Raw genomic sequence first — 14,249 nt, forward strand, 5'->3', positions numbered from 1 at the left:
GTGCCATACACACATGCACGATGTGGTAACGTAACATGGTGCAGATCATCTGGCTGGTGGCGGCGGTGCTCGTACTGTTCAGTCTGGGGTACTTCGGGTACTCCCGGTATCTGGCACGCTTCGTCGAACTCGACGACGCGAACACGACACCGGCGCACAAGTACGAAGACGGACAGGAGTACGTTCCGGCGAAGAAGCCGGTACTTCTGGGGCATCACTATTCGAGTATCGCGGGTGGCGCACCGATCGTCGGCCCCATCACGGCCGGCGTGGTGTGGGGGTGGGTGCCCGCGCTCCTGTGGATCGCCATCGGCAACCCGCTTCTGGGTGCGACCCACGACTTCGTCTCGCTGTCGGCGAGTCTCCGACACGAGGGGAAGTCGATCGGCTACATCATCGGGCAGTACGTCGGCGAGCGAGGCAAGAACATGCTGCTGTGGTTCGCGTTTCTCACGATCGTCCTCGTCGTCGCGGTGTTCGCGCTCGTCGTGGCCATCGTGTTCAACGCGTATCCGGAGGCCGCGACGGCCAGCCTCATCTACATCGGACTCGCCGTGCTGTTGGGGGCGTACCTCTATCAGCTGAACCTTCCTTTCATCCCCGGCACCGTGGCGTTCGTCGTCGCGATGTTCGTCGGCGTCTTCCTCGGGATCCAGTATCCGCTCGCGCTGTTCGAACCGGCGTCGCGGGCACCCACGCAGACCATCGTGCTGTTCGAGGGGATGGGTGGGACGTGGCTCCCCGGCGCGGAGGCGCTCGGCGTGAACACGGCCGCGTGGGTACCGATCGTCCTCCTCTACGGCGCACTCGCGAGCGCGCTCCCGGTGTGGGTGCTCCTGCAACCGCGGGACTACCTCTCGTCGTTCCTGCTGTACACCGGCGTCGGCGGCGCGCTGCTGGCGATCATCGTCGGCACCCTCCTCGGATCGTCGAGTCAACCGCTCGTGACCAACCTCGAACCGTACTACGGGTTCATCGGCCGCTCCGGCGCGCCGCTGTTCCCGCTCCTCTTCATCACCATCGCCTGCGGGACCATCAGCGGGTTCCACTCGCTGGTCTCCTCGGGGACCACCTCGAAACAGCTCAACAAGGAGTCCGACGCTCGTCTCATCGGCTACGGCGGGATGCTCGGTGAGGGGCTCCTGGCCATCGTCGCGCTCTCGACGGTCGCGCTCGTCTCACCCGACGTGGGCGGCGGTATCGGCCTCGCGCTCCCGACGTTCGCGGAGGGTGGCGGTATCATCCTCACGAGCTTCGGCATCCCGGCGACGTTCGGCGGGCCGTTCATGGCGCTCGTGCTCGTGAGCTTCCTCCTCACCTCGACTGACACGGCCGTCCGTCTCGGCCGGTACATGATGGAGGAGATCGTCGGCACGCCCGAGAGCTCGGTCGAGTCGGTCGCGACGAACCGATACAGCAACGCGGCGGTGCAGGCGATTCCGGCGTACGTCCTCATCACCAGTGGCTCGTGGCTGACGCTCTGGCAGCTGTTCGGCGGCGCGAACCAGCTTCTGGCCGCGTTGGCGCTTCTGACCGCGACGGTGTGGCTGGCCAACTGGGACGACAGCAAACAGCTCATCAGCACCGGTGCGCCGATGGCGCTCATGGTCACCATCACCGTGCTCGGACTGGGCTGGCTCGCGTTCCACGACAACCTCTACGTGAAGTTCGTCCAGGGCGAGTGGGGCGGTACGGCGACCGTGTTCGCACAGCTCTCGGCCGTCGTCCAGATCGTGTTGGCACTCACGCTGATCGGTCTAGGAGTCGGACTCGTCGTCATCGGCTATCGGAACATCAGTAGCGTCCGTGGTCGGGGGACGGGGACGCCCGTCGCGGACGGCGGGTCGTCTCGCGACGACTGACCGCAGTCCACCCGTTGCAGTTTCTCCCCGCTTCTCGGTCGTCAGCGACGGCGTCGGGGTCGACGAACGGTCGACGGTCGGAGCCGACCCTCGGCTCAGCGGAATCGAGAGAACAGCCGCGACAGCAACCCTCCGTTCTCGGTCGGATCCGCGTCGCTCCACAGGGTGAACGCGCGGACGACGTCGGCGTTCTCGCTGGCGACCACCGCCTCGTCGTCGGGGGCGACGACGGCGACGTTCACCTCGTAGTGACCGTAGTAGCCGTACTTGATGAGCGTCCGGTCGTCGTAGCCCGCGACGAACTCGCGGACGTCGTCGGTGAGCTCCGGAGCGACGAGGACGAACGTGAAGTCGGTGCCGTAGTGTTCCTCGTCGGCGACGATCCACTGCGGGTCGTCGGCGAGTTCGTGGGCCAGCGAGGCGAGCGCCTCGAGGTCGGCGACGCGAACGGTGTCGCGGTGCTGGGCGAAGAGGTACTCCTCGGAGGCGTGGTTCGCGTAGTTCAGCGCCGGGTGGAAGAAATGCTTCTCGCTCTCGACGCGCATCGTCCCGAACAGGTCGAACGTCCGGCCGCGGACGGGTCGGTCCCGCTCGAGGTCGAAACTGAACATCAGGTTCGCGCCCACACGGTCGAGATACTCGTCGTCCCACTCGGGGACGTCGTCGGGGAGTTCGACGTCGGGGTCGGCCGCCATCTCCTCGCGACGTTCGTCGGCGCTCATGGCTCCGGGTCGTAGACGTGAACGTCGTCTTCGCTCGGGGGTGCACCGACGGCGACGACGTCGACCGACTCCGTCGCGTCCTCGGGGTTGAACGCTCGTTGCGGACTGCCGGAGTCGACGGCGAACAGGTCGTTCGGTCCGACCTCGTAGGTGCCCTCGGGCGTCTCGACGTGGAGCGTCCCCGAGAGGACGAAGAACGCCTCCTCTTGGTCGTCGTGGTAGTGGTAGGCCAGCGGAATCTGCTCGCCCGGTTCGGCGACGAATCGGTTGACAGCCATCTGCGAGAGCCCGGCCGGTTCGGACAGCGCCCGCTGGTCGCACGGTCGGTCGGGCGCCGGTTCGACCGCGTCGGTGTCGACGACTCGGTATCCCATGTGTGGTGAGACAGCAGTACGCGAACAAAAGTCCGTCGGGGTCCGTCGATGTCGGTCGGTTCATAGGGATCATCGTAGTCAACCGCCCTCCGTTTCACCTCACGACTCGTGTGAATCGGTCCCGGACGAGGAGTCTCTGAACTCCGACGATACTCCCTCCCAGTCGCGACTCCGGTCGACGACAGTCGGCGTTCGGGACGCGTTCGGGCGACAGCGTTTAGTGACTCGTCGCTCAACGAGAGTGTGAGACACACTCATGGACAGGAAGACAGAGTCCTGCGGCCGGTGTGCGATGTCGTCCGTCGTCGACTTCACCGAGAACGGCGCAGCCGAGACCGACGGGGACGACGAAGCGCCCGACCGCGCCGACCGCGACCCGTTCGGCGACGCCCGTATCGAGGTCGACGGCGACCACCTGCGAGCGGTCTCGCCGTCGGCGTGGCTCGGGGGACTCGTCCGCCGCCTCGACGACGTCGCGACTCGGCTCACCTACGGCGAGAACCGCCGGTGACGCGCTCACAGGGACGGTAGCGAACCGCACGCGTGGCCGGTCACGATTTATACGACGAGCGCACTTAGTGACTGTCAAGGGATGGAAGAGAGTATCTCAGGCTTCAAACAGCGCGGGTCGTGGGGTGACATCGTCGAACACGGCGAGCGGATCACTCGCGCGCTCCGCGATGCGGGAGCAGACAGCGACGCGTTCGAGGAGTGGGACGAGTGGCGGCCCAAGTCCCACGAGCGATTGAGCGAGGACGTCAACGCCAAGACCGCAGAACAGGCGGCGGTCGGCGAGGGCGAAGGCGAGAAGGCGGGCAAAGAGCCCGACGAGGATCTGCAGACGGCCGGGGAGAAGATCTCGGAGTCCTACGAGAAGGTCGGCGAGGGCAACAACGAGGCCGCACTCGAGTCGTGGCAGGACTCCATCAACCACGTCGCACGCGCGGCCGACTCCGCCGGACGCAAGGCACTCCGGGCGGTCGAGGGGACCGTCTACCGGAAGGTGATGACCCAACTCGCCCCCTACTACTTCGACAACGAACTCGTCAGCGCCAACGTCCAGAAGACGACGCGCGGCGAGGGCGAAGACACGTTCATCTTCGAGGTGAACGTCAACGACGACCACCTCAAAGAGGAGGTGAGTCGTCGCCTCGGCGAGTACGAAAACGAGATCGACCGCTGGCACATCGACACCGAGAAGCAGACCGAGACGGTCGAGGCCGTCGAGGGGGTCGACCCACCACGGTCGAAGAACGATTCGAAGTCCACGACGAACTGATCGTTTCTCGTTTCGTTTCGATGTCGTGGTGGGCTTCGAGGAAGTCCACGACGAACTGATCGTTTCTCGCCTTGGTGTCGACGCTCGTCGCGCTGCTCGCGTTCGTCGTCACCATCGACCGGCCCGAAGGTCAAGAGTGATAGTCACGGCTCGCCTCCTTCGAGTCGATGCCGGAACCGCTGCGCGCGAAATCGGGAGAACTGTCGACCGACGAGATTCTGGCGGCGCTTCGCGAGGGACGGCGCGTCGTCGTCGAGACGGAGATGCTCGGCGGTGTCCACGAGGTGACGCTGCGGATGGACGGCGACGTCTACTACTGCGACACGCCGACCACGCTCCACAAACACCCCGACGAGGAGGGGATGCGTGCCTGTATCGACAAGATGGGGTACAGTCGACGTGACGAGGAGTAGCCCGTCGCCGAGCAGCGAAGCGGCACGACGACCCGCCAAAGCGGACTTTTAATTCCGGCCGTCGCAAACAGGCGGCCATGACCGACCGGCCGGATATCGACGATCTCCTGCAGACCGAGGACCCCAGTTTCCAACACGTCCTCGCTTGCGTCTTCGGTATCCAGGACCACGAGAGCAGGACGTATCTCGTCCTCCGGGAACATCCCGGGAGCACCGTCGCCGAGTTGGCGGACAAACTCGACCGCGACCGCAGCAACGTCAACCGCTCGCTGACGACGCTGCTGGAGAAGGGACTCGTCGAACGGCAGCGTCGTCTGCTCGACCCCGGCGGCTACGTCTATCAGTACACCGCGACGCCGCTCGACGAGGCCAAAGAGCTACTCCACGAGGCGCTCGACGAGTGGGTCGAGACGGTCCACGCCGCCATCGACGAGTTCGGTGACGACGAGTAGCGGGTAACACTCTCGCTTCGTGTCAACGAACCCCCGTCATATTTCCCCAAACCGCCCCCCTTTTGACCGACGACGACCACCACCGAACCAATGAGTCTCGAACTCTCGGCGGCAGCCCCGGAGGAATCCGAGGACGCCGTCGACGGGATGTGGCTGGAGTGTATCGACTGTGGTGCGACGTTCGCACCGTTTGAGGACGTCCGCTACACCTGCGACGACTGCGACAGCCTGCTGGAAGTCCGTTACTCGGACCTCCCGACGTGGGACGAGTTCGAGGGCGACGGCGTCTGGCGCTACTCCGCGGCACTCCCGTTCGACGAGGGGGTCTCAATCCCCGAGGGGTCGACGCCGCTGCACCACGTCCCCCGGCTCGAGAAGGGCGTCGGCGTCAACCGCCTGCGCATCAAACACGAGGGGATGAACCCGACGGGGTCGTTCAAGGATCGGGGGATGACCGTCGGCGTCTCCGTCGCCCGCGAACTCGGCGTCGACCGACTGGCATGCGCCTCGACGGGGAACACCTCGGCCGCGCTCGCCGCCTACGGGTCGCGTGCGGGCCTCGAGACGCTCGTGCTCCTCCCCGAAGGGAAGGTCGCCGCCGGCAAGATCGCGCAGGCGGCGCTCCACGACGCCCGCATCCTGGAGGTCGCCGGCAACTTCGACGAGTGTCTCGACATCGTGCAGGAGCTGGCCGCTCGCGGCGAGGCGTACCTGCTCAACTCGCTGAACCCGTTCCGACTGGAGGGACAGAAGACCATCGGCCTGGAGATCCTCGAAGAGTTCTCTCAGGACCACGGCCGCTACCCCGACCGGATCGTCCTCCCCGTCGGCAACGCCGGCAACACCGCCGCGCTCTACAAGGCGTTCCGCGAACTCGTCCAGTCGGGGGCGCTCCACCCACGCGACGTCCCGAAACTGACCGGCGTCCAGGCCGAGGGGGCCGCGCCGATGGTCGAGGCGATCGAGAACGACGCCGACGAGATCCGGCGCTGGGAGGAGGTCGAGACGAAGGCGACCGCCATCCGCATCGGCAACCCCGTCAACGCGCCGAAGGCGCTCCCCGGCATCCGCGAGACCGGCGGGACGGCGGTCGCCGTCTCCGACGAGGGGATCACGTCGGCCCAGCGTGCGCTCGCCAAGGAAGGCATCGGCGTCGAACCCGCCTCTGCGGCCTCGGTGGCTGGTCTCCAGAAACTCGTCGATCGCGGCGTCGTCGACGAGGACGAGGACGTCGTCTGTCTCACGACCGGCCACCTGCTGAAAGACCCCGACGCGGCGTTCGAGGCCGGTAACAAACCCGAACCGGTGCCGAACGACACCGACGAGGTGCTGGCGCACCTCGAAGGGAAGTCCGGCGGCAGCGTCGGCCGACTGAAGCGCCTGCTCGGTCGGTAGCCCGGTTTCCGTCGTCCGCTGCGTGACGGGCGTCTGACGTACGCTTTTGACGGTGTGTCATCAACTGACGTGTGTGCCTTCGAGTAGCCTGCCGACCGGAACCGTGAACCACCGCCGCGGTGACCGGACGCGACCAACCGACACCGACGCGCCTCCGCACTCCGCCTCGGGAGAGCGGCGGCTCGTCACCCGCGACGGTGGTCAGTCCCCTCGTCAGCCGCGCGGACCGCACTCCCATCGAACCGACGCCGACACGGACACGCACGCCGACGAGGCGGCCGACCGAATCGCCGAACTGGAGGCCGAGGTCGAAGCCCTCGAACGGGAGCTCGCCCGCCGCGAGGCCGACCACCAGGAGATCATCCACCGCTACGAACACGTGCTCGCCGAGTCGAACGTCGGTCCCGAACACTCGCAGTCGGACGACTCCTCCGTCGGCGACTCTCTCGCCGCCGTCGTCGACCGTTTGGAACGACTCGTCTCCGTCTCCCGGACGACGGCCACCCGCAGACAGGCCGACGAACGGTCGCTCCGCGAACGACTCGTCCAGTTGCTCCCCTGGCGCTGACTTCGGGTCTCATCCGTCGCCGCTTCGACGATTTCGCCGAGCGATATCGGGTTCTCTGTCCGGTCGCTGCGCTTCGTGAACCACTCGATAGACGTCGCTACGTGAACTGACTCCGAAAAAAGCGAACAGTCGAAAGCGTCTGACTCGACTGGGGGTGCTCTCTGGTCTGCTCGCGCGGTACGAGCAGGTGGTCTGTTCAGAGCGAGTTAGCCCTGAACGGCGACCTGGGTCTGGCTGCTAGACTGCGACTGGCTGACGGAGTTGCCGCTCCCCGACTGCGTCGCACGCTGGCTCTGCTTGCTGCTCTGGTCTTGGTCGATCTCGTTGTTCTTGCCGTCCTGTTCGGCGCGCTGGCTCTGCTTGCTGTTCTGCTTCTGGTCTGCGTCGTTGTTGCTGCCCGACTGCTTCACCGACTGAGACTGGTCGTTGTCCTGCTTCTGGTCGAGGTCGTTCTTCCAGCCCATCTGGGACGCCCACTGGCTGGCGTGCTCGTCCTGACGCTGCTCGGCGCTGTTCTTCTTGTCTTTGTCGTCGTGGTGGTGGCGGTCGCGGTCCTTGCGGTCGTGGCGGTCACGGTCGCGGTCCTTGCGGTCGTCGTCGTCGTGCTTCTTGCGGTCGTGGCGGTCACGGTCGCGGTCCTTGCGGTCGTCGTCGTCGTGCTTCTTGCGGTCGTCGTCCTTCTTGTCCTTGTAATCCTTCTTGCGGTCGTCGTCGTCGTGCTTCTTGCGGTCGTCGTCGTCGTGCTTCTTGCGGTCGTCGTCGTCGTGCTTCTTGCGGTCGTCGTCGTCGTGCTTCTTGCGGTCGTCGTCGTCGTGCTTCTTGCGGTCGTCGTCGTCGTGCTTCTTGCGGTCGTCGTCCTTCTTGTCCTTGTAATCCTTCTTGCGGTCGTCGTCGTCCTTCTTGTCGTGGTCGTGGTGGTGGCGGTCGTCGTCCTTCTTGTCGTGGTCGTGGTGGTGGCGGTCGTCGTCGTCCTTCTTGTCGTGGTCGTGGTGGTGGCGGTCGTCGTCGTCGTAGTCGTGGTGTTTTCGGTCTTTATCTCGGTCTTTGTCGTGTTTATCGTCGTGCGCTGCCGCGACTCCCGCAAAACCGCTGAAGAGGAGCGTAGCAACGACGAACACGACGAGCACCTGCTTTGTGAATTTCCTTGTCATTGTCTTTCTCAGTCGGGTGTTGTCCGACAGACAGAAACTCGGCGATAACCCCCTTAGTTACTCGTCATATTCTTGTAATTAAAAGCCGGTTTCCACGTAGTTTCGGCGAGCTGAGAATTTCGCAGTAGATAGTCTGTTTGACGTGACAGTCGCCGGTCTGTAACGCCGATACCGGCCGTCTTCGGGCGATTAAACTCCGGTTTAACCGAGCCTTTCGTGTCGAGTGGGTCGGAGACGGGGCAGAAACAGTCGCTCTATCCGGACAGACCGGCGTAGAAAGGAAATTCGGCGGCCTACTCGTCGCTACCGTTCAGCGTGATGCGTTTGACGTCTGTGATCCGATCGTCGCCGAGCAGCTGTTCGACCACCTCGTCGGAGACGGGCGCGTCGAGGTTGTAGACGGTCAGCGCCTCGCCGGCACTCTCGGTGCCGGAGCGGCGGGCGTTGAACATCCCCGCGATGTTGACGCCGTGGTCGCCGAGCACCGTTCCGATGAGACCGATGACGCCCGGTTTGTCGTAGTTACGGGCGACGAGCATGTGCCCGTGGGGAATCGCGTCGACGCGGTAGCCGTCGAGGCGGACGATACGCGGGTCCTCGCCCGCGAACAGCGTCCCGCAGACGCCGAGAGACCCTTCCTCGTTGCCGACGCGGACGGTGATGAGACTCTGGAAGTCCTCCGCCTGGTGAGTCTTCGTCTCGCTGACCTCGATGCCACGCTCCTCGGCGATGCGCGGCGCGTTGACCGAGTTGACCTGCCACTCCAGCGGTTCGAAGACGCCCTTCAGCGCGCTGGCGGTGACGAGGTCGATCTCCTCGCCGGCGATGTCGCCCTCGTAGAGCACCTCGACCTCGGAGATGCGACCGTCGAACACCTGCGCGGCGATCTTCCCGGCCGTCTCGGCGAGACCGATGTACGGACGGATGCGCGGGAAGGCGCTCTCGTCGACCGAGGGCGCGTTCAGCGCGTTCATCACCGGCTCCTGGTCGAACGCGGCGACGATCTGGTCGGCGATGCTGGTGGCGACGTTCTCCTGGGCGGCAGACGTCGACGCGCCGAGGTGCGGCGTGACGACGACGTCGTCGACCGAGAGCAGCGGGTTGTCGTCGGAGACCGGTTCGTCGGCGAACACGTCGACCGCGGCCCCGTCGAGGATTCCGGCGTCGACTGCCTCGGCGAGCGCGGCCTCGTCGACGACGCCGCCGCGGGCGCAGTTGACGAGGTAGCCGCCGCCCATGAGTTCGAGTTCGTCCAGCGAGATCATCCCCTCTGTCTCCGGCGTCAGCGGCGTGTGGACGGTGAGGAAGTCGGCGCGCTCGAGACACTCCTCGAAGTCGACGAGCTCCGCGCCGAGCTGGTCGGCGCGCTCCTCGCTGATGTAGGGGTCGAACGCGACGAGCTCCATCCCGAGGTTGCCGAGCTTCTTGGCGACCTCCTGGCCGACGCGGCCGAGACCGACGACGCCGAGCGTCTTCCCGTTGACCTCGGTGCCGAGGTAGTCCGACTTCGCCCACTCGCCGTTCTTGAGGCGAGCGTGCGCCTGCGGGATCGACCGGGCGGCGGCGAACGCCATCGCGACGGTGTGCTCGGCGGCGGCGCGGACGTTCCCCTCGGGGGCGTTGGCGACGATGACGCCGTGGTCGGTCGCGGCGTCGATGTCGATGTTGTCGACGCCGATGCCGGCGCGTCCGACGATGACGAGATGGGGGGCGGCCTCGAAGACCTCCTCCGTGACTTCGGTTCCGGAGCGGACGACGAGTGCGTTCGCGTCGGCGACGGCCTCCAGAAGTGCCTCACCCTCGACGTCGTAGGCTGTCTCTACCTCGTGACCCGACTCGCGCAACCGGCCGAGGCCGGCGTCGGCGATGGGATCCGTGACGAGTACCTTCATATCTCGACTGAGCCATGCCCGGCGGATAATGCTTTCTTCCTGTGCCGAACATGCCGCCTTCTCGGGTCTGTCACACAGGTTCTATACACTCTCGTGTATATATTCTCCGCGACCACCGCCAAAACCGACGAACTCGTGTGTCCCCTCGGACTCGCGTTGTGGCTCCGTCGAGTGGTTGGCGGGAGCCACCATCTGACCGCTTCAGGTGGTTTGAAATCGGGCCACGACGAGTGTGAGATGTGAAACTCGTTGCCTTCGACTTCGACGGAACGCTCTCGGACTCGGAGATGACCGTCCTGCTCGGCGAGCGGATGGGCGTCGCCGACGAGATGGCCGACATCACCGAACGTGCGATGAACGACGAGATCAGCTACGCGAAGAGCCTCCGTGAGCGCGCCTCACTCTTGGAAGGCCTCGAAGAGGAACGCGCCGAGGAGGCCTACGGCGAGGTCGAACTCCGCCCCGGCGCGGCCGACCTCATCGAGCGACTGAACGACTACGGCCATCACACCGCCGTCCTCACCGGCGGGTTCGACCGTGGCGTCGAGCGCGCACTCGAAGCCGAAGGGGTCGAGGTCGACCACGTCGTTTCCAACAGCCTCCCCGTGAAGGGCGGCCGACTCACCGGCGACGTCGAGGGGCCGCTCATCGAGGGGACCAAAGACCGCGAACTGGAGCGACTCGCCGACGAACTCGACGTGAAGATGGAGCACACCGTCGCCGTCGGCGACGGCGCGAACGACCTGCCGATGCTCGAGGTCGCCGGCTTCTCCGTCGGCTTCGTCCCGAAGGACGCCGTCCGTCCGGCCTGTGACGTCGTCGTCGCCTCGATGGACCGCCTCGGCCGCGTGTTCGAGGAGCGGAACCTGCTGCGAGCGTCCGAGAAGTAACCCGTCGCGTCGCCGTACGACGCTCTGTATGGCTACCGTCTCGGTCGGGTGACCGGACAGACCGCTCCCGCCTTCGGAACGGCTTTCACCCAGGGACGTGCAACAGGACGTAATGAAGCTATTCGGGTCAAGCGGCACGCGCGGTGTCGCGGGTGAACAGCTCACCCCCGAGTTCGTTCTCCGCGTCGCGAAGGCCGCCGGAACGGTGTGGGACACCGACCGGGCAGTGGTGGCACGCGACACCCGGACGACCGGCGAGATGTTCACCAACGCGGCCGCCAGCGGACTGGCGAGCGTCGGCATCGACGTCGACAGACTCGGCGTCACCCCGACCCCCGCGGTGGTTCGGTACTGCGACGCCGAGAACGTCCCGGCCGTGCTCATCACGGCCTCACACAACCCGCCGGAGTACAACGGCGTCAAGCTCGTCGGAGCCGACGGCGTCGAACTCCCGGTCCACCGACTCGAACGCATCGAAGAGCACATCCTCGCCGAGGAGTTCGACGTCGCGCCGTGGGACCGCGTCGGTCGCACGCGCCGCGTCGAGTCGGCCAACCGCGACTACGTCGAGGAGATGCTCGCGACGGTCGACCGCGAGACGATCGCCGCCGCCGACCTGACGGTCGCGCTCGACCCCGGTCACGGTGCGGGTGCGCTCACCAGCCCCGAGTTCTACCGCGAACTCGGCTGTAAAGTCGTCACCGTCAACGGGCAACCGGACGGCCACTTTCCCGGCCGCGAACCCGAACCGGTCGAGAGCAACCTCACCGACCTCGGCCGTCTCGTCCGCGCCGCCGACGCCGACGTCGGTATCGCCCACGACGGCGACGCCGACCGCGCCATCTTCTTCGACGAGAACGGCGAGTACGTCGAGGGCGACACCTCCTTGGCTGCCCTCGCGGCCGCCCAGTTGGACGACGGCGACACCACCGTCGCTGCCGTCAACGTCTCCCAGCGGCTGGTCGACGTCTGCGACGAGGTCGGCGCGACGCTCGAACTCACGCCCATCGGGTCGACGAACATCATCACCCGCATCCGCGAACTGTGGGCCGAGGGTGCTACCATCCCCGTCGCCGGCGAGGGCAACGGCGGGATCTTCTTCCCCGACTACCGACTCGTCCGCGACGGCGCGTTCATCGGCGCGAAGTTCCTCGAACTCGTCGCCGAGCGCCCCGCGAGCGAGGTGGTCGCCCCCTACACCGACTACCACAACGTCCGGGTCAACCTGAGCTACGAGACGGAGACCGAACTCGACGCGATGCTCGAAGCGGCCGCCGCCTACGCCGACGCCGCGGACGCCGAACCGAACACGAAGGACGGCTACCGACTCGACTACGGCGACGCGTGGGTGCTCGTCCGCCCCAGCGGGACCGAACCGAAAGTCCGGATCTACGCCGAGGCCCGCGACGTCGCTCGCGCGGAGCGACTCGCCGAAGACGTCCGCACGGCGCTGGAAGCCGCCCGTCCGTAGTCCGCCGGCGTCCGCCCCTCACCACCGTCCGCGATCGCCGTCGACGTCCGACCGGCCAGTTCCTTTTTCGCACCTGCAGTCATCGCTCCGGTATGGACGTTCGTCCAGCGCAGAGCCACGCCGACGTCCGCGGCGCCATCGAGGTCAACCGCACCGCGTGGCGCGAGGCGTACGCCGACATCCTGCCCGAATCCACGCTCCCCGACCCCGAGGCACCGCTGTCGGCCGAGTCGGTCGAAGGACGCTTCGACGACATCGAGAACCGGGGGGAGATCGCCTTCCTCGTCGCCTGCGACGGCGACGAGACGTCCGACGTCACCGGTGCCGACAGCGGCGTCTCCGACCGCGACGACGACGTCTGCGGGTTCGCGGAGTTCGTCTGGGGAGACGGGACCAAGGAGTTCGTCCCCGAGGACGCCGTCGAACTCCGCGCCGTCTACGTCGACCCCACCTGCTGGGGCGAGGGAGTCGGCACCGCGCTCCTCGCCGCCGCGGCCGACCATCTCCCCGCAGAGAAACGGACGCTCGTCACCGAGACGTTCGCGGAGAACGAGGGGGCCAGACGGTTCTACGAGGCTCGCGGGTTCGCCGCCGTCGGCGAGCACGCCTTCGACATCGACGGCGAGGCGTATCCGACGGTCGTCTACGAGAAGCCGCTGTAGGACGTCACAGACTCGGATACGTCTCTAACGCCTCGGTCAGTCGCTCGCGCTCCGCTCGCAGTTCGTCCAACTCCGTCGCGACGCTCCCGCTCGTCACCCGCTCGCGCTCCTCCTCGCTCAGTTCGGTTCGGGCCGCCGCGGCCGTCCGCAGTCGCTCGTAGTCCGCACGGTCGGTCAGCCCGCGAAGCTCTCGTGCCAGCGCCACCGTCTCCTCCGAGGCGAACCGTCCGACGACGGCGACGAGCTCCTCGCTCCGGTGCCGGAGGACGTCGGCCGGGTCGGGCGGCCACGCGACGGTCAACGGGTCGGCGTCCAGCCGTTCGAGGTAGGTGCGGTGGACCGCGACGTTCGCCTGGAGCGCACTCGCGTCGTCGACGTAGTGAGAGAGCTTCGACCCCGAGTAGTCGGCGTACTCGAGCAACTGCGCCACCGACTCCTCGCCTGCGGCGTGGTCGTCGACGTACTCGCGGAGGTCGCTCGGCGGCGTCTCGAAGGCGACGAGCGGGTAGTGGTCGGTCGTCTCGACGAGGTCGAAGAACTCGCGGGCGCTCGCCTCCCGACGGAACCGTCGGAACTCCGTTCGGACGGCCCGGTTGTACGCCTCGATGGGGTCGCGGAGCTCCTCGACCGGCGCGTCGAGGTCGACCTCGCCGAGCCGTTGGAGGCGTTCGAGTTCGTCGAGTCGGTCGTCCACCTCGCGCAGTCGCCGCTCGACCGTCCGTCGGGCGTCGCGGTAGGCGCTCCGTGCGTCTTCGCGTTCCGAGAGGAGTCCGGCCGTCTCGGCCGCCGGTTCGAGCGTCTCGCGGGCGAACGCGAAGTCGCCGTCGTTGAGGCGGCGCTTGTCCATCCGGTCGCTGGCCGCCTCGAACGCCTCGTGGTGGGGGACGTCCTCGGGCAACTCGTCGACGAGACCGATGAACTCGTTTTGGAACTGGAGATAGGCCTTGAAGTCGCCGCTGCCGGTCGCAGAGTCGGCGTAGCGGTCGAGTAGGCGGGTCGCCGCGCGGTGGGCGTCGGCGACAGTCTCGATCCGGTCTTCGCCGACGTCGTCGATCTCGGACTCGACCGTCCGAAGTCGGTCGTGGGCCGTCTGGAGCTGCGATACGGGGTCGCTCATG

The 14,249-nt window shown here is 66.5% G+C and carries 15 protein-coding genes; 10 read left to right on the top strand and 5 right to left on the bottom strand.

What is annotated here, in order from left to right; all coding sequences use genetic code 11:
- Positions 1–35: 35 nt before the first annotated feature.
- Positions 36–1,862 carry a carbon starvation CstA family protein gene (locus EOHIBHHM_RS06970; RefSeq protein ID WP_497255923.1) on the top strand — a complete coding sequence of 609 codons (1,827 nt, stop codon included), beginning with the start codon at positions 36–38 and terminating at the stop codon, positions 1,860–1,862.
- A 95-nt stretch (positions 1,863–1,957) separates the two neighbouring features.
- Here the strand turns inward: EOHIBHHM_RS06970 and EOHIBHHM_RS06975 are convergent, their stop codons facing one another.
- Both EOHIBHHM_RS06975 and EOHIBHHM_RS06980 read right to left on the bottom strand, forming a co-directional pair.
- Entirely contained in the window at positions 1,958–2,584 is a 627-nt protein-coding gene (locus tag EOHIBHHM_RS06975) for a DUF8052 family protein (RefSeq protein WP_497255925.1), read from the bottom strand.
- Positions 2,581–2,958 (bottom strand): cupin domain-containing protein, encoded by a 378-nt coding sequence (locus EOHIBHHM_RS06980; protein WP_497255927.1) that lies wholly within the window; start codon positions 2,956–2,958, stop codon positions 2,581–2,583. The genes EOHIBHHM_RS06975 and EOHIBHHM_RS06980 overlap by 4 nt, the downstream gene beginning before the upstream one ends.
- A gap of 256 nt (positions 2,959–3,214) precedes the next feature.
- Between EOHIBHHM_RS06980 and EOHIBHHM_RS06985 the strand changes: the two genes are divergently transcribed.
- The 6 genes from EOHIBHHM_RS06985 to EOHIBHHM_RS07010 all read left to right on the top strand — a co-directional run bounded on the left by EOHIBHHM_RS06985 (position 3,215) and on the right by EOHIBHHM_RS07010 (position 7,065).
- A complete protein-coding gene (locus tag EOHIBHHM_RS06985; protein WP_497255929.1) occupies positions 3,215–3,469 on the top strand; it encodes a DUF8007 family protein in 255 nt (84 codons plus the stop codon).
- An 81-nt stretch (positions 3,470–3,550) separates the two neighbouring features.
- Positions 3,551–4,237 (top strand): DUF5828 family protein, encoded by a 687-nt coding sequence (locus tag EOHIBHHM_RS06990; RefSeq protein WP_497255931.1) that lies wholly within the window; start codon positions 3,551–3,553, stop codon positions 4,235–4,237.
- A gap of 167 nt (positions 4,238–4,404) precedes the next feature.
- Entirely contained in the window at positions 4,405–4,650 is a 246-nt protein-coding gene (locus EOHIBHHM_RS06995) for a DUF8001 family protein (RefSeq protein WP_497255933.1), read from the top strand.
- Positions 4,651–4,727: 77 nt separating this feature from the next.
- Positions 4,728–5,102 carry a helix-turn-helix domain-containing protein gene (locus EOHIBHHM_RS07000; RefSeq protein ID WP_497255935.1) on the top strand — a complete coding sequence of 125 codons (375 nt, stop codon included), beginning with the start codon at positions 4,728–4,730 and terminating at the stop codon, positions 5,100–5,102.
- Between the two features lie 90 nt (positions 5,103–5,192).
- The gene (gene thrC, locus EOHIBHHM_RS07005) at positions 5,193–6,497 is read left to right on the top strand and encodes a threonine synthase (RefSeq protein WP_497255937.1); all 1,305 of its coding nucleotides are present in this window, start codon (positions 5,193–5,195) and stop codon (positions 6,495–6,497) included.
- Positions 6,498–6,570: 73 nt separating this feature from the next.
- On the top strand, positions 6,571–7,065 hold the full coding sequence (locus tag EOHIBHHM_RS07010; protein WP_497255939.1) for a hypothetical protein: 495 nt from the start codon (positions 6,571–6,573) through the stop codon (positions 7,063–7,065).
- A gap of 206 nt (positions 7,066–7,271) precedes the next feature.
- Here the strand turns inward: EOHIBHHM_RS07010 and EOHIBHHM_RS07015 are convergent, their stop codons facing one another.
- Both EOHIBHHM_RS07015 and serA read right to left on the bottom strand, forming a co-directional pair.
- The gene (locus EOHIBHHM_RS07015) at positions 7,272–8,216 is read right to left on the bottom strand and encodes a hypothetical protein (protein WP_497255941.1); all 945 of its coding nucleotides are present in this window, start codon (positions 8,214–8,216) and stop codon (positions 7,272–7,274) included.
- Positions 8,217–8,509: 293 nt separating this feature from the next.
- On the bottom strand, positions 8,510–10,108 hold the full coding sequence (serA, locus tag EOHIBHHM_RS07020; protein ID WP_497255943.1) for a phosphoglycerate dehydrogenase: 1,599 nt from the start codon (positions 10,106–10,108) through the stop codon (positions 8,510–8,512).
- A 239-nt stretch (positions 10,109–10,347) separates the two neighbouring features.
- Here serA and serB point away from each other — a divergent pair, with 239 nt between their 5' ends.
- The 3 genes from serB (at position 10,348) to EOHIBHHM_RS07035 (ending at position 13,131) form a co-directional block, all read left to right on the top strand.
- On the top strand, positions 10,348–10,998 hold the full coding sequence (gene serB / locus EOHIBHHM_RS07025) for a phosphoserine phosphatase SerB (protein WP_497255945.1): 651 nt from the start codon (positions 10,348–10,350) through the stop codon (positions 10,996–10,998).
- Between the two features lie 112 nt (positions 10,999–11,110).
- Entirely contained in the window at positions 11,111–12,469 is a 1,359-nt protein-coding gene (gene glmM / locus EOHIBHHM_RS07030) for a phosphoglucosamine mutase (protein WP_497255947.1), read from the top strand.
- 92 nt (positions 12,470–12,561) lie between these two features.
- Positions 12,562–13,131: a GNAT family N-acetyltransferase gene (locus tag EOHIBHHM_RS07035; RefSeq protein ID WP_497255949.1), complete on the top strand. Its 570-nt coding sequence runs from the start codon at positions 12,562–12,564 to the stop codon at positions 13,129–13,131.
- Between the two features lie 4 nt (positions 13,132–13,135).
- Here EOHIBHHM_RS07035 and EOHIBHHM_RS07040 read toward each other — a convergent pair whose 3' ends face one another.
- Positions 13,136–14,248: a DUF7118 family protein gene (locus EOHIBHHM_RS07040; protein ID WP_497255951.1), complete on the bottom strand. Its 1,113-nt coding sequence runs from the start codon at positions 14,246–14,248 to the stop codon at positions 13,136–13,138.
- Position 14,249 lies beyond the last annotated feature (1 nt).

The sequence above is a fragment of the Halogranum roseipondis genome (genome assembly GCF_059695585.1).

What these genes read in the sequence shown, in the direction of transcription:
- serA (WP_497255943.1), bottom strand. Translation starts at nt 10,108, where the DNA reads ATGAAGGTACTCGTCACGGATCCCATCGCCGACGCCGGCCTCGGCCGG.
- EOHIBHHM_RS07040 (WP_497255951.1), bottom strand. Translation starts at nt 14,248, where the DNA reads ATGAGCGACCCCGTATCGCAGCTCCAGACGGCCCACGACCGACTTCGG.
- EOHIBHHM_RS06975 (WP_497255925.1), bottom strand. Translation starts at nt 2,584, where the DNA reads ATGAGCGCCGACGAACGTCGCGAGGAGATGGCGGCCGACCCCGACGTC.
- EOHIBHHM_RS06990 (WP_497255931.1), top strand. Translation starts at nt 3,551, where the DNA reads ATGGAAGAGAGTATCTCAGGCTTCAAACAGCGCGGGTCGTGGGGTGAC.
- EOHIBHHM_RS06985 (WP_497255929.1), top strand. Translation starts at nt 3,215, where the DNA reads ATGGACAGGAAGACAGAGTCCTGCGGCCGGTGTGCGATGTCGTCCGTC.
- EOHIBHHM_RS07035 (WP_497255949.1), top strand. Translation starts at nt 12,562, where the DNA reads ATGGACGTTCGTCCAGCGCAGAGCCACGCCGACGTCCGCGGCGCCATC.
- EOHIBHHM_RS07000 (WP_497255935.1), top strand. Translation starts at nt 4,728, where the DNA reads ATGACCGACCGGCCGGATATCGACGATCTCCTGCAGACCGAGGACCCC.
- glmM (WP_497255947.1), top strand. Translation starts at nt 11,111, where the DNA reads ATGAAGCTATTCGGGTCAAGCGGCACGCGCGGTGTCGCGGGTGAACAG.
- EOHIBHHM_RS07015 (WP_497255941.1), bottom strand. Translation starts at nt 8,216, where the DNA reads ATGACAAGGAAATTCACAAAGCAGGTGCTCGTCGTGTTCGTCGTTGCT.
- EOHIBHHM_RS06995 (WP_497255933.1), top strand. Translation starts at nt 4,405, where the DNA reads ATGCCGGAACCGCTGCGCGCGAAATCGGGAGAACTGTCGACCGACGAG.
- EOHIBHHM_RS06980 (WP_497255927.1), bottom strand. Translation starts at nt 2,958, where the DNA reads ATGGGATACCGAGTCGTCGACACCGACGCGGTCGAACCGGCGCCCGAC.
- thrC (WP_497255937.1), top strand. Translation starts at nt 5,193, where the DNA reads ATGAGTCTCGAACTCTCGGCGGCAGCCCCGGAGGAATCCGAGGACGCC.
- EOHIBHHM_RS06970 (WP_497255923.1), top strand. Translation starts at nt 36, where the DNA reads ATGGTGCAGATCATCTGGCTGGTGGCGGCGGTGCTCGTACTGTTCAGT.